Source organism: Aquincola tertiaricarbonis, from assembly GCF_000969605.1.
GTDB lineage: Bacteria > Pseudomonadota > Gammaproteobacteria > Burkholderiales > Burkholderiaceae_C > Aquincola > Aquincola tertiaricarbonis.
In genome coordinates, this window is record NZ_JZUE01000048.1 from 1 (window position 1) to 15292 (window position 15292).

Here is a 15292-nt window from a genome sequence, read left to right on the forward strand (position 1 = left end):
CCGCGTGGTGGAGGACGGGCCGCCGCAGAGCCTGCGCCAGCGCGGCGGCCTGTTCGAGCGGCTGTGGCGGCTGCAGGCCGCCGGCATGGAGACGCCCTGAGGCGCCTGCGGCTCAGCCCACCGCGTTGGCGGTGGACTGCGGTCCGCTGTCGGGATCGGTCTCGGCCGCGATCGGATCGCCGGTGGGCGTGCCCGCCGGCTCCGAGATGGTGGCCAGCAGCTGGCCGGTCACCGCGCCGCGGTCCTGCAGCGCGAGGTCGCCCAGCGACAGCATGCCCACCAGCCGGCCCTCGGCATCCACCACCGGCAGGCGGCGGATCTGCTGCTCCTTCATGCGCTCGACCACCGTGTCCACGTCGTCGGTGTCGCGGCACACCTCGGGCTCGGCGGTCATCACGTCCTCCAGCCGGGTGATGTGCAGCGGCCGCTCCTCGGCCACGCCACGCACCGCGATGTCGCGGTCGGTGACGATGCCCAGCAGCGTGTCGCCATCGCAGATCGGCACCGCGCCCACGTCCAGCTCGGCCATGGTGCGCGCCGCCTTGACCAGGGTGTCGCCCGGGCCCAGCATGGTGACGCCGCGTGTCATCAGTTCGGAAACCTGCGTCATGCTGCCGCCTCCGACTCAGGCGCCGCGGGCGAAGTCGCCCAGGCCGGTGGAGCGCGGGCCCGGACCGCTCTGCGAGGACGACTGCAACAGCTCGTCACCGCTGCCGCCCGGTGCGGCCGACAGGCTGGAAAGCCTTGCCGCATTCAGCTGCTCGCCGGCGTTGCCGGTGGCCGGGCCGGTGCTGCTGCCGTAGCCGGCGCCACCGGCCGTGCCCAGGCTTAGGCCGCGCGATTGCGCCGCGTCGCGGGCACTCTGCCCCAGGGATTCGAGCACCGCCCGCGGGCCGCCGCGCGCGACGATCGCCTTGCTGCCGAAATAGGCCAGGCCCAGCAGGCCGCCGAGTTTGATCAGGTTCATCGCCCATCCTTCCGCTTCAGGGTGCGGCACCGGATTGGCGCCGCCGTCAGGGCTGCTGGTGGCAGGCCGCATGCCTGCGGGCTTCAGCCCTGGCGGGCGGCCAGTTCGGCGCGCAGGCGGTCTTCCTGGGCGCGCAGCTCGGGCGTCAGCTCGGCGCCGAAGTCCTCGGCCTCGAATACCGGGCGGATCTCCAGTTCCGAATCCACCGGCATCGGATTGGGGCAGCGGCGGGCCCATTCCAGCGCCTCGTCCATCGAGGCCACCTGCCAGATCCAGAAGCCGGCCACCAGCTCCTTGGTCTCGGCGAAGGGGCCGTCGATCACCTGGCGCTGGCTGCCGGAAAAGCGCACCCGCTTGCCGCGGGCGCTGGGGTGCAGGCCCTCGCCGGACACCATCACGCCGGCCTGCACCAGCTCCTCGTTGAAGCGGCCCATGGCGGCCAGCATCTCGGTGGAGGGCATCTCGCCCGCCTCGGAAGCAGCCGTGGCCTTCACCAGCACGATCACACGCATCACCAGCTCCTTGTCCCAAGTGGTTGACTTCACATCACCACGACGAAGCAGGCCGGCCCGTTTCGACAGCCCGGCGGCTAGAAGAGCACCACCACGCCCGACTTGTCGTCGTCCTGCAGGTTGCCGTCGCGCACCAGCGCCTCGTGCGACCACACCTGGTCGCGGCCGTGGTTCTTGGCGTGGTAGGTGGCGTGGTCGGCCCGCTCGAAGGCAGCCGAGGGCGTGTCGCCGGGGCGCAGCCGGGTGACGCCGGCGCTGACGGTGATGCGGCCCACCTGCGGCATCGGGTAGTCGGCCACCGCCGCGCGGAAGCGGTCGAAGGCCTGCAGCGCCTCGGCCTCGGTGGCGCCGCGCAGCAGCACCACGAATTCCTCGCCGCCGAAGCGGTAGAGGCGGTCGCTGGCGCGGAAGCTGGTGTTCATCAGCCGCGCCACCAGCAGCAGCACCTCGTCGCCGATCAGGTGGCCGAAGCGGTCGTTCACGCGCTTGAAGTGGTCGATGTCGATCACGCCCAGCCAGTGCACCGGGCCAGCATCGCCGCGGCGGCGGTCCGGGCCGGCCGGGCCGGCGCCGGTGCCGGTGCCTTCGGCCAGCAGCTTGAAGAAGGCGGTGTCGAAGCTCTTGCGGTTGAGCAGGCCGGTGAGCGTGTCGCGCTCGCTGTAGTCCAGCAGCGCGCGGAAGTTGCCGAACACCTGCAGGATGCCGCTGACCAGCGCCGATTCCTGCCGCGTGAGCGGATAGCGGGTGTGCAGCTCCAGCACCGCCTCCACCCGCTCGCCGGCCAGCATCGGAAAGCCCGACCAGGCCGGCGGGCCCGCGCTGCGCTGGCGCTCGCCGGTGTGCAGGCAGCGTGCGCGCAGCAGATGCTCGTCCAGCGCCGGCAGGTCGTCGAACTCCACCAGCGGCACCGCATCGGCGGCATGGGCCACCGCGCCGTCGGTGACGGCCGACTGCAGCCGCAGCCGGCTGCTCCAGCGCGCCGGCTGGCCCTCGGCCACGCGATGGATGGCCAGCGCGTCGGGCCGCACCAGGTCGCGGATCGACTGCAACAGGCTCAGGTCGAGCAGGTCGCGGTCGCGCAGCTCGGTCAGGCGGCCCAGGTGGTCGATGGCGTTTCGCATGCACTTCCTGCGGTGGTGGGTCGCGGGCTGCGGGCCAGCAGCTCTTCGGTGAAGAGCGCCACGGGACGCGGCCTGTCATGGAGGAATCCCTGCTGCAGCGTGCAGCCCTGCGCGCGCAGGAATTCGGCCTGGGCGCGGGTCTCCACGCCTTCGGCCACGGTGTCCAGGCCGAACTTGCGGGCGATGGCCAGCATCGCCAGCACGATGGCCGCGTCGTCGTCGTCCTCGGTGAGGTCGCGCACGAAGCCGCGGTCGATCTTCAGCTCGTGCACCGGCAGCTGCTTGAGGTACATCAGGCTGGAATAGCCGGTGCCGAAGTCGTCGATGGCGATGCGCAGCCCGGCCTCGGCCAGCAGCCGCAGCCGTGCCGGCGCATCGCCTTCCAGCAGCACGCCCTCGGTGATCTCCAGCGTGAGCAGCCGCGGCGGCACGCCGGCCTCGCGCAGCGTGTCCAGCACGAAGCTGGCGAAGGCCGGCTCGCAGAACTGCCGCGGGCTCACGTTGACCGCCATCGGCAGCTCGATGCCCTGCGCCAGCCAGCCGGCCAGCACCGCGCAGGCGCGGCGCAGCACCCAGCGGCCGATGTCGATGATGAGCGGGCCCTCCTCCGCCAGCGGGATGAACTCCGCCGGGCTGATGGGTCCCTTGACCGGATGCGTCCAGCGCAGCAGCGCCTCGCACGCGGCCAGCGTGCCGTCGGGCCGCCACTGGCCTTGCAGTGCCAGGCTCAAGCCGTCGTGCTGCAGCGCCTGGCGCAGGTCGGTCTCCAGCACCAGGCGGCTGGCCACCTGGTCGCGCATGCGGGCCTCGTACAGCCGCAAGGTGCCGCGGCCGGCGGCCTTGGCGGCATACATGGCGGTGTCGGCCTCGCGCACCAGGTCGGTGGCGGATTCGGCCTCGGCCTTGGGGAAGCAGGTGCCGCCGATGCTGGCGGCCAGGCTGAAGGCCAGGCCCTCCACCTGCAGCGGCTCGGCCAGCACCTGCAGCAGCTTGCGGCCCACCCGCTCGGCGCCGGCCGCGGCCGCGGCCAGGTCGGCGCCCAGCCAGGGCAGCAGCACCACCAGCTCGTCGCCGCCCAGGCGGGCCAGCGTGTCCTCGGCGCGCAGCTGGCCGGCCAGCCGCTGGGCCACCGCGCGCAGCACCTGGTCGCCCACCATGTGGCCGTAGGCGTCGTTGATGCGCTTGAAATGGTCGAGGTCGATGAACAGCAGCGCACCGTGCCCGGCCCGCCGCGGCGCGCTGCGCAGCGCCATCGCCAGCCGGTCGTTGAGCACCGTGCGGTTGGGCAGGCCGGTCAGGTTGTCGGTGGTGGCGGCGCGGTGCAGCGCGGCCTCGGCCGCCTTGCGCTCGGTGATGTCGAGGATCACGCCTGACAGCTGCGACGCCCGGCCCTGGCCGTCGCGGTCGCTGGCGGCGCCGGCGGCCAGGTACCAGCGCTCGGCGCCGCTGGCCACGCGCAGCCGGAACTCCGAGCGGTAGGGCCGCGACGGGTCGTCGATGTGCGCGGCCAGCGCGGCGCGCACGCCGGCTTCGTCCTGCGGATGCACCGATGGCCAGAACGGCGTGCGCACCCGCTGGCCGCTGCCCAGGCCGGCCAGCAGCAGTCCGCTGGTGACGGCGGCGCCGCGGTCCAGCTCGACGTAGTCGGTGTCCACGTTCCAGGTCCAGGGCGTGATGGCCGCGGCATCGATGGCCAGCGTGAGCAGCTGGCGCGAGGCCCGCTCGCCGGTCTCGTCGGCGAAGCAGGTGATGGCGCCGCACACGCTGCCGTTGGCATCGTGCAGCGGCGCGGTGCTGGTGCGCAGCCAGCGCCGCTGGCCGTCGCCCAGGCGCAGGCCGATGGACACGCCGTGGCGCGGGCGGCCGTCGGCCAGCGTCATGGCCAGCGGCCGCTCGTGCGGCTGCAGCGGCAGGCCGTGCTCGCCCACCGCGTCGCCGAAGGCCTCGTGCATGCGGGTGCCCAGCAGCCGGGTGAGCGGCGCGCGCAGGATGGCCTCGGCCGCGCGGTTGCCGCTGGTGGCCCGCTGGTCCGGCCCGTAGACCAGCACGCCCACCGGCAGCGAATCGAAGAGCGCCTGCGCCTGCTCGTGCTGGGCCACCAGGTGGCTGACGTCCGACACCACCGCCAGGTAGCCGCGGAACACGCCCTGCGGGTCGTGCCAGGGATGCAGGTCCACGTCCATCCACAAGGTGGCCGCGCCCAGGGCCTGGTTCTTGGTGCGCACCCGCGCCGGCCGGCGCGCGGCCACGGCGGCGGCCAGGTGGTCGCGGGCCTGCAGGTCGCTGCGCAGGAAGGGCAGCACCTCGCCGGGCCGGCGGCCGCGGCCGGCCTCGGGCGTGACCCCGGTCAGGCGGCCGAAGGCGGCATTGGCCCAGACGATGCGGTTGTCGGTGCCGGTGATCAGCACGCCGTGGTGGGTGTGCTCGGTCACCAGGGCCAGCCGCTGCAGCTCGGACTCAGCCTGCTGCTGCTGCGCCATCGCGCGGCGCAGGGCCAGCAGGTTCATCAGCTGGCGGCCCAGGCGCTCCAGGGTGTCCAGCGCATCCGGCTGCAGCTGCCCGGGCCGGGTGTCCATCACGCACAGGGTGCCGATGGCATGGCCTTCGGGCGTGCGCAGCGGCACGCCGGCATAGAAGCGCACGCCCGGCCCGCCCACCACCAGCGGATTGCCGGCGAAGCGCGGATCGGCCAGGGCGTCCTCCACCACCAGCACGCCCTCGGCGCAGATGGCATGGCCGCAGAAGGAGATGTTGCGCGGCGTTTCACACAGGTCCACGCCCACGCGGCTCTTGAACCACTGGCGCTGCCCGTCCACCAGCGAGACCAGGCCCACCGGCGTGCCCGCCGCGCGCGCCGCCAGCACCGCGAAATCGTCATAGGCGGCTTCCGCCGGGGTGTCGAGCACCCGGTAGGCATGAAGCGCGGCGAGGCGGGCGGCCTCGTCGGGAGGAACGGGCGCGGGTTGGTAGGTGGGGTACGTCATCAGGCCGGTGAACTGCCGCGAACACCTGGTCCGCGCTCGGATATCGGCGGGCTACCGTAGCGATTAAGCCACACCGACATGCGCCGTGCAGATACCGCACGGCAGGTGTAACACCAGCGCCCGGCGCATCGGCCGCCGGGCCCCGCTCAGCGCACGCCTGCCAGGTCGACGCGCGCCGTCTCGCGGCTGGTGACCAGCGCGGTCATCGTCACCACGCCGTTGCCCGCCAGGTACAGGCCCACGCCCCACAGGCCGTACGACCTGTTGAGGTCGATGGCCACCAGCGTGGGCAGCGAGGCGCCGACGATGGAGGCCAGGTTGTAGGCCATGGAGGCGCCGGAATAGCGCACCTCGGTGGGAAACAGCTCGGGCAGCAGCGCCGCCATCGGCCCGAAGGTGCAGCCCATCAGCGCCATGCCCACCAGGATGAACGCCAGCACCGAGGCCGGCGTGCCGTGCGAGAGGAACTGCGGCATCAGCAGCCCGAACACCATGATGGCCGCGGTGACCGCCATCAGCCAGTGGCGGCGGCCGAAGCGGTCGGCCAGCTTGCCGGCCACCAGGCAGAACACGCCGAACACCACCGCCCCGGCCAGCAGGATGCCGGTGAAGGTGTTGGCCGGGATGCCCAGGCCGGTGGCATGGCCCGCGGCGGAGGTGCCCACCGGGCTCTTGGAATACACCTGCACGAAGGCCGTCATCAGGTAGAACAGCACGTAGGTGGTCGTCATGATCAGCGTGCCCTGCAGCACCCGGCCGCCATGCTGGCGGAACACGGCGCTCACCGGGGCCTGCTCGGTGCGGCCGGCCTTCTCCACGTCCTGGAACACCTGGCTCTCGTGCAGCGTCAGCCGCACGTACAGGCCCACGCCCACCAGCACGATGGACAGCACGAACGGGATGCGCCAGCCCCAGGCCACCATCGCGTCGGCGCCGATCAGCCAGGTGACCAGGAAGAACACGCCATTGGCCATGAACAGGCCGATGGGCGCGCCCAGCTGCGGGAAGCTGCCGAACCAGCCGCGCTGGCCGGGTGGTGCGTTTTCCGTGGCCACCAGCGCGGCGCCGCCCCATTCGCCGCCCAGGCCGATGCCCTGGCCGATGCGGAACAGGCACAGCAGCAACGGCGCGGCCAGGCCGATCTGCTCGTAGCTGGGCAGCAGGCCGATGGCCACGGTGGACAGGCCCATGGTCAGCAGCGAGGCCACCAGCGTGCGCTTGCGGCCGATGCGGTCGCCGAAGTGGCCGAACAGCGCCGAGCCGATCGGCCGCGCCAGGAAGGCCAGCGCCAGCGTGGACAGCGACAGCAGCATGGCGGCCGACGGATCGCCCTTGGGAAAGAACTGCGTGTTGAACACCAGCACCGCGGCGGCGGCATAGATGTAGTAGTCGTAGAACTCGATGGCCGTGCCCACGAGGGAGGCAACGGCCACATGGCGCGGCGAATTGCGCGAGGCGGAAGAAGACATCAGGACCTTTCAAGGCGCATGGCCAGCCGCGGCCGGCCATGCGCGGCCGCACCGGGCGGGCTGCGGGGCAGCCACGGCCGGTCGGCACATGCATGCGCAGAGGGAGGAAAGGCGCCGGCGCCACGGTCGCAGCGGCGGCGAGCCCAGCCGACCGAGCGCCGGCCGCCTTCTGGGCGGTACTTCATCAGGCGGTGCCTGCGGGGGTGGCGCAGGGTGGTCCGCGCGCTCGGGAACCTAGGGATTCTACGGGGACGCCCCGCTGCGGCACTGGGCAGCCGCATGGCCCCAGACCCCCGGCGGCCCGCCGTTTGCTAGCGCTGCTGCCATGACCCAACGCCTGGTGCAAGCACTGCAGGCGCAGTGGCCGGGCCCCTGGCGGATCCAGGAACTGGGTGCCAGCGGCTTCTGCTCCACCTGGCGCGCCGATGGCCCGGCCGGTGCCTGCTTCGTCAAGACGCTGCCGCCGCCGCATGCCGCCACGTTGGAGGCCGAGGCCGACGGCCTGCAGGCGCTGGCCGGCAGTGGCTGCGTGCGGGTGCCGCGGGTGCTGGCCAGCTTCACCGATGCGCCGCAGTACCTGGCGCTGCTGGTGATGGAGTGGCTGCCACTGCAGCGGCCGCGGGCCGACTACGGGCCGCGCCTGGGCCGGGCGCTGGCGGCGCTGCATGCTGCGCCCGCGCCCGGCGGCGGCCGCTTCGGCTGGCACCGGGAGAACCGCCTGGGCCCCACGCCGCAGCCCAACGGCTGGAGCCGCGAAGGCGGCCTGGCCGGCTGGCTGGACTTCCTGCGCGGCCAGCGGCTGCTGGCGCTGAATGCGCGCCTGCAGGCCGCCGGTGGCCATGAGGAGCTGGTGCTGGCGGTGCAGCAGGTGGCCGACCGGCTGGACCCCCTCTTCGATGACGGACCGCTGCCGCGCCCGGCGCTGCTGCACGGCGACCTGTGGCTGGGCAACTGCGGCGCGCTGGCCGACGACGAACCGGTGCTGTACGACCCGGCGGTGTCGGTTTCCGACCCCGGCATGGAGCTGGCGCTGCTGCAGCTCTTCGGCCAGCCGCCGGCCGGCTTCTGGCACGCCTACCAGGAAGCCGCGCGCTGGACGCCGGACGACCTGCAGGCGCACGAGCGGCGGCGGCCGGTCTACCAGCTGTACCACCTGCTCAACCATGTGCTGGTGTTCGGCGGTGGCTACGGCCGGCAGGCGCTGGCCATGGCCGGGCAGCTGCTGCGGCCGCGCTGAGCCGGCCCGGCGGCGGCGCGGCGGCTCAAGCCCTGCCGCCGCGCACCGATAGCCAGGGGGCCGTCCATTACGAGAGAAGTACCCATGTCCGCACCCCTGCCCGCCACGGTGGCCGCCGCCCTGGCCGCCGACGCCCACTCACTCGCCGACGTCCGCGGCAAGCTCGCCGCGCTGGACCGGGTGCAGGCGGTCATCGAATTCAGCCTCGACGGCCGGGTGCTGCATGCCAACGACAACTTCCTCGCCCTGCTGGGCTACCGCGCCGACGAGGTGGTGGGCCAGCACCACCGGCTGTTCTGCGAACCTGACTACGCCCGCTCGCCCGCCTACGTGGAGTTCTGGCAGCGGCTGGGCCGCGGCGAGTTCGATGCCGGCCGCTATCGCCGCGTGACCAAGAGCGGCGCCAGCGTGTGGATCCAGGCCTCGTACAACCCGATCTTCGGCGACGACGGCCGGCCGCTGAAGGTGATGAAGTTCGCCACTGACATCACCGAGGAGGCCGAGCGCAGCGCCGAGACCCAGGGCAAGCTCGACGCCATCGACCGCTCGCAGGCCGTCATCGAGTTCGACCTGCAGGGCAACGTGCTGCGGGCAAATGCCAACTTCCTGCGCACCATGGGCTACACGCTGGAGGAGGTGGCCGGCCGCCACCACGGCATGTTCTGCGACAGCGAGTACATCCGCAGCCAGGAATACCGCGACTTCTGGGCCGACCTGCGCGAAGGGCAGTTCAAGTCGGGCCGCTACCGCCGCACCGGCAAGCACGGCGCGGAGGTGTGGATCCAGGCCACGTACAACCCCATCCTCAACCTGCACGGCAAGCCGTACAAGGTGGTGAAGTTCGCGATGGACATCAGCACCCAGGTACGCCGCGAGCGCGAGGTGGGCCAGAAGGTCAGCGACATCACCGCGGTGATGGCCGACATGTCGGCCACCATCGACAGCATGGCCCGCGGCGCCCAGCGCGCGGCGGACCTGGCCGCACAGACCCAGCGCGAGGCCGGCGACGGCAGCCAGCGCCTGGGCCGCTCGCGCGAGGCCATCACCGACATCCGGCAGTCGGCCACCAACATCCACGAGATCATCGACACCATCGGCGAGATCGCCGGCCAGACCCACCTGCTGGCTTTCAACGCCGCCATCGAGGCGGCGCGGGCCGGCGAGCATGGCATCGGCTTCTCGGTGGTGGCCGACGAGGTGCGCAAGCTGGCCGAGAAGTCGGCCCAGGCCGCGCGCGAGATCACCAAGCTGATCCACCAGACCTCGGCCCACGTGGCCGAAGGCGGCCGGCTGTCGGAGGAAGTGGACGAGGCCTTCGCGCGCATCCGCGGCGCGGTGGACGCCACCACGCAATCGGTGCACGACATCCATGCCGCCACCCAGCAGCAGGCCGGCGCCACCAAGGACGTGAGCCGCCTGCTCAACGACCTGGTGCGCGCGGCCGTTCAGCAGCCGGCGCCGTGAACGTCGTCGCCAGGCCGCCGGAAGGCGGCGCTCCTCCCGTGGGGAGGGATACCGCTGCGCGGGCGCTTGCGGCGACGGTCCCGGCCGCCTATGCCCGCGTGCGGGTGGGCCGGCAGGCGCTTGCGATTCCGGCCGAGCAGGTGCTGCAGGCCGGGCCGTGGCCGGCCGACGGCCTGCTGCCGGTGCCGCGGCGCGGCGGCGCGCTGGCCGGCATGTGCCACCACGACGGCGGGCTGCTGCCGGTGGTGGCGCTGGAGCGCTGGTGCCCCATCGCCACCGACGTGCCCGACGCACCGGCCACGCCCGGCGACGACCGCCGGCTGCTGGTGCTGCGCTGTGGCAGCGCCCTGGTCGGCCTGGCCGCCGATGCGGTGCTGGGCGTGAGCCCGGCCCCTGCCGCCGGCCCGGTGCGGCTGCACCATGAGGACGAGGAACACGAGCTGTTCCAGTCCGCGGTGATGCTGGGCGGCGAGGCCACCTGCGTGCTGGAGGTGGGCCGCCTGACCCGGCTGGCGCGCGTGTGGGCCGAGCGTGCGCGGCTGCACGGCGATGCACCCGACGCCGCGGCGGCCGCCGATGCCGGCGCCGGCGCGGCCGGGCCCGACGACCTTGCACGGCCGGTGCCGCATGCCATCCTGAGCGCCGGCGGCCTGCTGGCCGCGCTGCCGGTGCAGCACCTGCGCCAGGTGGTGCCCGCGCCGGCATTGGAGATCGACTTCGGCCGCGGCGCCGTGGTGCGCGGCCTGTGCCAGTGGTCGCAGCGCAAGCTGCCGGTGATCGACCTCGCCCAGCGCCTGTGCGCCACGCCACCGGCCGGCCCGCTGCCGCGCTGGATGGCGGTGCTGTCGGTGGACGGGGCCATGGCCGGCCTGCTGATCGACGAGGCCTGCCAGCTGCTGCCCCTGCCGCCCTCGGCCCCCGCCGACGACGCCGGGCTGCCGCCCGGCCTGCTGCCGCCGCGCATGACCGCCCTGGGCGCGGTGCAGCCGCTGGACGTCGCCGCCTTGCTGGACGGCATGCCAATGGCGGTGCAGCCCGGCGCCGCCGCCGCGGGCGCGGCCACCACCGCTGCACGCGGCAGCCCGGCCTACCTGGTGTTCGAGGCCGACGGCGTGTATGCCTCGCCGGTGGACGGCATCGCCGCGATCGTGCCGCTGCCGCCGGACAGCGCCCGGCGGCTGCTGGCCGGCGAAGGCAGCACCCTGGCCTGGCGCGACCAGCTGCTGCCGCTGCAGCTGCTGCCGCGCTACGGCGGTGCCGGTGCGCCGCAGCAGCTGCCCGAGCTGGCGGTGGTGCTGGCCCCGGCCGGTGCGCGCCCCACCGCGCTGGCCATCGGCCGGCTGGTGAGCTGGGTGCCGGCCAACACCGCCACCACCGCCGGCATGCGCATGGCCGCGGTGGGGGAGCTGCAGATGATCAGCGTCGGCCGCCCCGGCGCCGCCGCGAGCTACATGGTGCTGGACCTGGCCCAGCTCGCCTTCCTGCTGAACTGAAGGACTTCCACCGATGATCGCCGCCCCCATTCCGCCCGACGACGAGGCCCGCCTGCAGGCGCTGCGCGCGCTGCTGGTGCTGGACACGCCGCCCGAGGAACGCTTCGACCGCATCGTGCGCTTCGCGGCCGACGAGTTCGACGTGCCCATCGCGCTGGTGAGCCTGGTGGACCGAGACCGCCAGTGGTTCAAGGCCAAGGTGGGCCTGGACGCCTGCCAGACCTCTCGCGACGCCAGCTTCTGCGGCCATGCCATCGTGCAGGACGCGGTGCTGGTGGTGGAGGACGCGCTGCAGGACGAGCGCTTCGCCGACAACCCGCTGGTCACCGGCCCGCCGCACATCCGCTTCTATGCCGGCGCGCCGCTGCAGCTGCCGGGCGGCGAACGCATCGGCACGCTGTGCCTGCTGGACCGCCAGCCGCGCAGCCTGGCCGCGCTGGACCTGGGCATCCTGGGCGGCCTGCGCCAGCTGGTGGTGGAAGCGCTGTGCGGCCAGGAGGCCGCATGAAGCCGCCTGCCGACCCCTCGCCCCTGCCGCAGGTGCTGCTGGTGGAACCGCAGTTCGTGCTGCGGCGCACCGTGGCCACGGTGGCGCGGGAACTGGGCATCGCCCAGGTGCACGAGGCCGCCAGCCACGAGGCCGCCGCCCGCCTGCTGGCCGACCTGCGCTTCGACGCGCTGGTGCTGGACATCGATGCCGACGGCCGGGCACTGCGGCTGCTGGCCCAGCTGCGCGCCGGCAGCGCGGGCGGCCCTGGCGCGCAGGCCAGCCCGCCCGGCCTGCCGGTGCTGGCCCTGATCGACCCGGCCGGCCCGCCCGCGGCCGCGCCGCTGGCCGCGCTGCAGGTGAGCCTGCTGCTGGCCCGGCCCTTCAAGGCCCGCACGCTGCTCAATGCGGTGGAAGGACTGGCCCGCTGATCGCTCCGGGCGCGCTAGCATGTGCGCCATGAAGACCGATCCCCTGCTGCCGGCCCTGCAAGAGCTGGGCGCCGCCGTGCTGGCGCTGGCGGACACGCTGGCGCGCACCGTGCCCACGCTGCTGGAGGCGCTGCTGCGCGTGGCCGGCTCCTTCACGCGGCTGGTGCATGCGCTGCTGGACTGCGTGCCGCCGCACTAGGCAGCGGCCACTTGTCTAGGCAAGCTGCCCCGGGGCATTCCCGAGGCCGGCTGCGCCGGGTTCCGCATAGCATGGGCCGCCCCCGGGCCCACCCATGAGGATCGGAACCAAGATGCGAAAGAAGTCTGCGCCCCTGAACCGTGCCGCCGTGCCGGCCGTGCTGCTGCTGGCCGCCGCGCTGGGTCTTGCCGCCTGCGGCAGCAGCGATGACGACGACCCGCCGGCGCGCTACAGCGCCGAGATCCGCCGCACCACCCTGGGCGTGCCGCACATCAAGGCCGACGACTGGGGCGGCCTGGGCTATGGCTTCGGCGTGGCGCAGGCGCAGGACAACCTCTGCACCATCGCCGAGAGCTTCGTCACCTACCGCGGCGAGCGCGCGCGCTGGTTCGGGCCCGATGCGCTGCTGTCCAGCAGCGGCACCGCCGGCCGGCCGCGCAACCTGGACGCCGACTTCTTCCACCGCCATGTGCTGTCGGCCGAGGCGCTGGCCGCCTTCAAGGCCGCGCAGCCGGCCGACGTGGTGACGCTGATCGACGGCTTCGTGGCCGGCTACAACCGGCTGCTGGCCGACCTGAAGGCAGGCCGCGCCACCGGTCATGCGGCCTGTGCCGCCGCCGGCTGGCTGCAGCCTGCCACCGCCGACGACATCTACCGCCGGCTGTATGCCACCAACTTCGCCGGCGGCTACAGCAACTTCGTCGGCCAGATCGCCAATGCGCTGCCACCGGCGCCGGCCACGCCCAGCGCCGCACCCGCCGGCCGGCAGGCCGCCTTGAGCCGCGGCCAGCGCCGCGCCATTGAGCAGGCCTTCGCCCGGCTCGACCTGCAGGTGGGCGGCGAGGAAGGCGTGGGCAGCAACATGTACGGCTTCGGCGCCGATGCCAGCGAGGTGCCGCTGCTGTTCGGCAACCCGCACTGGTACTGGCGCGGCCCCGACCGCTTCTACCAGGCGCAGCTCACCATCCCGGGCAAGCTCAACGTCAGCGGCGCCTCCTTCCTGGGCGTGCCGCTGGTGCTGATCGGCTTCAACGAGAACGTGGCCTGGAGCCACACCGTGAGCACCGCGCGGCGCTTCGGCTTCTTCCAGCTCAGCCTGGTGCCGGGCGAGCCCACGGCCTACCTGAAGGACGGCGTGCGCGTGCCGATGACCGCGCGCAGCATCACGGTGCAGAGCCTGGCGGCCGACGGCACGGTCAGCGACGTCACCCGCACCCTCTACACCTCCGAGCATGGCCCGCTGGTGAACCTGGCGCCGCTCAATCCGGCGCTGGCCTGGTCGGGCAGCGCCGCCTTCGCCATCCGCGACATCAATGCGGCCAACCACCGCACCTTCCGCAACTGGATGCGCTGGGCGCAGGCCGGCTCGCTGGAGGCGTTTGCGCAGATCCAGCGCGAGGAAGCCGCCATCCCGTGGGTCAACACCGTGGCGGTGGGCCGCGGCGATCCACGCGCCTGGTATGCCGACATCGGCGCCATGCCCAATGTGTCGGCCCAGCAGGTGGCCACCTGCACCACGCCGTTCGGCCAGGCGGTGGCCGGCGCGCTGCCGCGGGTGCCGTTCTTCGACGGCTCCCGCGCGGCCTGCGACTGGCAGACCGATGCGGACTCGCGCCAGCCCGGGGCCATCGGTGCCTCGCGCATGCCCTCGCTGCTGCGGCGCGACTACGTGGCCAACATGAACGACAGCTACTGGCTGGCCAACCCGGCCGAGCCGCTCACCGGCTACCCCGACATCCTGGGGCCGGCCGGCACGCAGGCGCAGTCGCTGCGCACGCGGCTGGGCCACCTGATGGTGCAGCGCCGGCTGGCCGGCACCGACGGTTATGCCGGCAACAAGGCCACGCCGGAGGTGCTGCAGCAGATGGTGCTGGACAGCCGCGTGCTCACGGCGGAGCTGTTCAAGGACGCGGCCCTGGCCGCCGTGTGCAGCGGCACGCCGGCAGCGCCGCTGCCGCTGTCGGCCGATCCGCTGGGCGGCGCCATCACGCCCGCGGTCAACGTGGACGTGGCCCTGGCCTGCAGCACCCTGGCCGCCTGGAACGGCCGCGGCACCGCCGATGCACGCGGCACGCATGTGTGGGACGAGTTCTGGACGCGCGCCCAGCGCATTCCCGCGGCGCAGCTGTACACCGTGCCGTTCAACCCGGCCGATCCGCTGAACACGCCGCGCGGGCTCAACACCACCGACACCACCGCCTTGCGCCAGGCCTTCGCGGCCGCGGTGTACCGGGTGCAGCAGAGCGGCTTCGCGGTGGACGCGCCCCGCAGCGAGGTGCTGTACGCCACCCGCAACGGCCAGCGCATCGGCCTGTACGGCGGCTGCGGCGCCAACGGCTACTTCACCATTGCCTGCTCGGAAAAGCGCATCGAGCAGGGTGGCTATTCGATGGACGAGGACCCGAACGGCAACAGCTACATGCAGATCGTGGCCTTCAAGCCCGAGGGCGTGCAGGCGCACACCTTCCTCACCTTCTCGCTGTCGGACGACCCGGCCTCGCCGCACCATGCCGACTACACCCGGCGCTATGCGGCCGGCCAATGGCTGCGCGTGCCGTTCACCGAAGCCGAGATCGCGGCCAATGCCGACCTGAAGACGACCCGCGTGAGGGAGTGATCCCAGGCAGGCCGGCCGCTAGGAGTCTGCGCAACAGAACCGGCTATGCCGAACTGGACAACGTGGCACCGGACGCGAACTGGCTGCTGCCGATGATCCAGGCGGTGGGCGAGAACCTGGGCGAGTTGCCCGAACTCGGACTGGCGGATGCGGGCTACCGCAGCGAAGACAACCTGAGGAACGCGCCGATCAAGGTGGTCGTGGCGCTGGGGCGCTAAGGCAAGGAGCACGCGCAGGTCGACGCCGAGCGGTACCCGCACACTGCGGCGATGGCCGCCAGGCTGCAGACCGAAGAAGGACGCACGGCCTAC

General features: G+C 73.1%; 13 protein-coding genes and 1 pseudogene. 8 read left to right on the plus strand and 6 right to left on the minus strand.

Annotated elements, in window-relative coordinates; translation table 11 throughout:
• Positions 1-112: 112 nt before the first annotated feature.
• The 6 genes from VO99_RS26950 to VO99_RS26975 all read right to left on the minus strand — a co-directional run bounded on the left by VO99_RS26950 (position 113) and on the right by VO99_RS26975 (position 7053).
• Positions 113-610, minus strand: a complete 498-nt coding sequence (locus tag VO99_RS26950) for a CBS domain-containing protein (protein WP_046116063.1) — start codon at positions 608-610, stop codon at positions 113-115.
• A 15-nt stretch (positions 611-625) separates the two neighbouring features.
• Positions 626-967, minus strand: coding sequence for a hypothetical protein (locus tag VO99_RS26955; protein WP_046116064.1), 342 nt, complete (start codon positions 965-967; stop codon positions 626-628).
• Between the two features lie 83 nt (positions 968-1050).
• Positions 1051-1479, minus strand: a complete 429-nt coding sequence (locus VO99_RS26960) for a YciI family protein (RefSeq protein ID WP_046116065.1) — start codon at positions 1477-1479, stop codon at positions 1051-1053.
• Positions 1480-1556: 77 nt separating this feature from the next.
• A complete protein-coding gene (locus VO99_RS26965) occupies positions 1557-2600 on the minus strand; it encodes a GGDEF domain-containing protein (protein ID WP_046116066.1) in 1044 nt (347 codons plus the stop codon).
• Positions 2567-5584: a bifunctional diguanylate cyclase/phosphodiesterase gene (locus VO99_RS29270; RefSeq protein ID WP_052736670.1), complete on the minus strand. Its 3018-nt coding sequence runs from the start codon at positions 5582-5584 to the stop codon at positions 2567-2569. Before VO99_RS29270 ends, VO99_RS26965 begins: the two co-directional genes overlap by 34 nt.
• A 146-nt stretch (positions 5585-5730) precedes the next feature.
• Entirely contained in the window at positions 5731-7053 is a 1323-nt protein-coding gene (locus VO99_RS26975) for an MFS transporter (RefSeq protein WP_046116067.1), read from the minus strand.
• 325 nt (positions 7054-7378) lie between these two features.
• Here VO99_RS26975 and VO99_RS26980 point away from each other — a divergent pair, with 325 nt between their 5' ends.
• From VO99_RS26980 to VO99_RS30645, 8 genes and pseudogenes are all read left to right on the plus strand, one after another.
• Positions 7379-8290 carry a fructosamine kinase family protein gene (locus VO99_RS26980; RefSeq protein ID WP_046116068.1) on the plus strand — a complete coding sequence of 304 codons (912 nt, stop codon included), beginning with the start codon at positions 7379-7381 and terminating at the stop codon, positions 8288-8290.
• Positions 8291-8374: 84 nt separating this feature from the next.
• Positions 8375-9754, plus strand: a complete 1380-nt coding sequence (locus tag VO99_RS26985) for a methyl-accepting chemotaxis protein (protein ID WP_052736671.1) — start codon at positions 8375-8377, stop codon at positions 9752-9754.
• Complete coding sequence (locus VO99_RS30640) at positions 9751-11247, plus strand: chemotaxis protein CheW (RefSeq protein WP_198157096.1); 1497 nt, start codon at positions 9751-9753, stop codon at positions 11245-11247. Before VO99_RS26985 ends, VO99_RS30640 begins: the two co-directional genes overlap by 4 nt.
• A gap of 13 nt (positions 11248-11260) precedes the next feature.
• A complete protein-coding gene (locus VO99_RS26995) occupies positions 11261-11755 on the plus strand; it encodes a GAF domain-containing protein (RefSeq protein ID WP_052736673.1) in 495 nt (164 codons plus the stop codon).
• On the plus strand, positions 11752-12165 hold the full coding sequence (locus tag VO99_RS27000; RefSeq protein ID WP_046116069.1) for an ANTAR domain-containing protein: 414 nt from the start codon (positions 11752-11754) through the stop codon (positions 12163-12165). Before VO99_RS26995 ends, VO99_RS27000 begins: the two co-directional genes overlap by 4 nt.
• Positions 12166-12193: 28 nt before the next feature.
• Complete coding sequence (locus tag VO99_RS27005) at positions 12194-12364, plus strand: hypothetical protein (RefSeq protein WP_157039830.1); 171 nt, start codon at positions 12194-12196, stop codon at positions 12362-12364.
• A gap of 112 nt (positions 12365-12476) precedes the next feature.
• Positions 12477-14981, plus strand: coding sequence for a penicillin acylase family protein (locus VO99_RS27010; protein WP_046116071.1), 2505 nt, complete (start codon positions 12477-12479; stop codon positions 14979-14981).
• 47 nt (positions 14982-15028) lie between these two features.
• Positions 15029-15292: pseudogene (locus VO99_RS30645) on the plus strand (IS5/IS1182 family transposase); the annotation flags it as partial.

Bases quoted from the DNA above. Each gene is read 5' to 3' on its own strand.
- VO99_RS26950 (WP_046116063.1), bottom strand. From the start codon at position 610: ATGACGCAGGTTTCCGAACTGATGACACGCGGCGTCACCATGCTGGGC.
- VO99_RS26955 (WP_046116064.1), bottom strand. From the start codon at position 967: ATGAACCTGATCAAACTCGGCGGCCTGCTGGGCCTGGCCTATTTCGGC.
- VO99_RS26960 (WP_046116065.1), bottom strand. From the start codon at position 1,479: ATGCGTGTGATCGTGCTGGTGAAGGCCACGGCTGCTTCCGAGGCGGGC.
- VO99_RS26965 (WP_046116066.1), bottom strand. From the start codon at position 2,600: ATGCGAAACGCCATCGACCACCTGGGCCGCCTGACCGAGCTGCGCGAC.
- VO99_RS29270 (WP_052736670.1), bottom strand. From the start codon at position 5,584: ATGACGTACCCCACCTACCAACCCGCGCCCGTTCCTCCCGACGAGGCC.
- VO99_RS26975 (WP_046116067.1), bottom strand. From the start codon at position 7,053: ATGTCTTCTTCCGCCTCGCGCAATTCGCCGCGCCATGTGGCCGTTGCC.
- VO99_RS26980 (WP_046116068.1), top strand. From the start codon at position 7,379: ATGACCCAACGCCTGGTGCAAGCACTGCAGGCGCAGTGGCCGGGCCCC.
- VO99_RS26985 (WP_052736671.1), top strand. From the start codon at position 8,375: ATGTCCGCACCCCTGCCCGCCACGGTGGCCGCCGCCCTGGCCGCCGAC.
- VO99_RS26995 (WP_052736673.1), top strand. From the start codon at position 11,261: ATGATCGCCGCCCCCATTCCGCCCGACGACGAGGCCCGCCTGCAGGCG.
- VO99_RS27000 (WP_046116069.1), top strand. From the start codon at position 11,752: ATGAAGCCGCCTGCCGACCCCTCGCCCCTGCCGCAGGTGCTGCTGGTG.
- VO99_RS27005 (WP_157039830.1), top strand. From the start codon at position 12,194: ATGAAGACCGATCCCCTGCTGCCGGCCCTGCAAGAGCTGGGCGCCGCC.
- VO99_RS27010 (WP_046116071.1), top strand. From the start codon at position 12,477: ATGCGAAAGAAGTCTGCGCCCCTGAACCGTGCCGCCGTGCCGGCCGTG.